Source organism: Anaplasma phagocytophilum, from assembly GCF_023476575.1.
GTDB classification, from domain to species: Bacteria; Pseudomonadota; Alphaproteobacteria; order Rickettsiales; family Anaplasmataceae; genus Anaplasma; species Anaplasma phagocytophilum_A.
Map to the genome: position 1 here is coordinate 1 of NZ_JAHLEX010000143.1, position 1876 is coordinate 1876.

Below are 1876 nucleotides of genomic sequence, written 5' to 3' on the forward strand. Positions count from 1 at the left end.
GCGTGTTGTAACGGAATGCTACGCCTACGGAAAAAAACCAGGTTCTGTTGTGGTACATGTTACAAGATATCAAGGGAGAAGGAAGGAAAAATGTTTTTGTAATCAGTGCCACAATTTGAACAATCAACGACATAACATCGTCCTTGGTTTCTAAGAAAAGGAATGCGTATGGCTCCTCATTGATGCAAGCTCTTGCTACATTAAGTGAGTGTGGAATATTACATTGTTTTATTGCGTAAAATCATCTCAATGCCTTAGTTGGGCCATCGGCTTATAATAGTGTTACTGCATACCTTTTTGTATTCTGTCTGGTTGGAAATGCTGGACATAACCCTTATTTACGCTCTTCTATCAGGTGGATAATTATCCTAGTGCAGCCGTATTTATTTATCACTGTTAACAGTCAGTATGGTGGGTTTATGAGGACTAGCTTATAGCACAGTGGCTTTTCATAATTTTGTAGTGTCTTAAATTACATGAGATGGTATACGGTTCGGCTAGCGGTGAACACTCTATATCACACGTTAGATTTACAAGGGTGACAACGCTTTGCAATAGGGACTTAAATGCACAGTACATGCAAGCTCCCAACCACTATAGCCTGAAGTTCCGGAGCAGATTTGCGTATGTCTGACCGGATATACGCAGGGACATGTAATGAAAATTTGTATATAGAAGGCGACCATAGTGGACTATGTTCTTTTCGTTAATAACATCATTTTTGCATAGTATTGCCGGATTTTGTGCTGAGAATATATCTGTACGGAGATATAAAACATGTGTCATGTAATACACATAAATGTGAGCTATTTTTGTGGTTATAATATTCCATGGGTGTGAGATTTATAGCGTAGCTGGATGCCTTTTCATACGAATGGGTTTTCATGAATCAGTTTCTGGTTAGGCTTAGGTTGACTACTTATGGCATCTTGCTAGAATAGAGAGTTAGTTTGCTTTACATGGAGGTTTTGGTGAGCAGAGTTTGTGATATTACAGGGGCATCTAAGTCTTTTGGTAATAAGGTCTCCCACTCTAATCGCAAGACTAAGAGGAGTTATCTGGTGAATCTGCATAATGTCACTTTGGTTAGCGAAGTTCTTGGCAGAAAGTTTAGGGTGAAGGTTGCTAGTCGTACTCTGCGTACTATAGACTATAAAGGTGGGTTGGATCTCTATCTGTTGAATACTTCTTCAAGAAAGCTTACAGAAGTGGCTCGTAAGATAAAGAGAAAGATTAAAGTTGCTGTTGCTACAGGGAAGTCTAAGCAGTCCGATAATATATAATTGCTTAGACGTGTTTCGTTATATGTATCACAAGTCTATTTGCTGTGCGTGTTATAGCGCAGCAGATGGATCTACTCTTTGGCACGCTTTAACAGCGTAAGATTTGCTTTATATTTATAAGGAACCGCGTGTGTTGCGCTATGGCGGTGCTTTACTCGCGTAACTTTAGGATTCTTTGCTACGGAATAACAAGAGAGATTATGTATGGTGCTGAAGTAGGAGCGATATAGCACTTTTTGGCAAAGAGTACGCTGGTGAAGCGTTTGTCAGTATTGGTAAATTCAGAGAACTTTAGGGTCTTCCTTATTATCCTTCCTTTCTAGTGACTGTCGCGCTTAGCTTAAGAGCAGTTGTAGTTTCAGTGTTCTAGCATCTTTAGTTATGTGAATTCCATAGTGCTGCTTTGTAAGGGTCACAAATTTCCTGTTTCTGTATTGTTATGGTGGTTTTTGCGTGGCAGAAGGGTATGGTAGTGAGTTGTTGGTTGGTATAGGTACATCAGACTGTATAGGATATTGCCTTGTTGTCTTCCAATGCGGATAGCTAGTAATGCTTGGCTTATTTAAAAGGTGTTCCAGCATCTGTGTTGCGTG

At 39.8% G+C, this 1876-nt stretch carries 1 protein-coding gene; it reads left to right on the forward strand.

Translation table 11 applies throughout. From position 1 onward, the window contains the following. The first annotated feature begins 971 nt into the window (after positions 1–971). On the forward strand, positions 972–1283 hold the full coding sequence (rpmB, locus tag KPX09_RS05155) for a 50S ribosomal protein L28 (RefSeq protein WP_249549287.1): 312 nt from the start codon (positions 972–974) through the stop codon (positions 1281–1283). Positions 1284–1876: the final 593 nt, after the last annotated feature.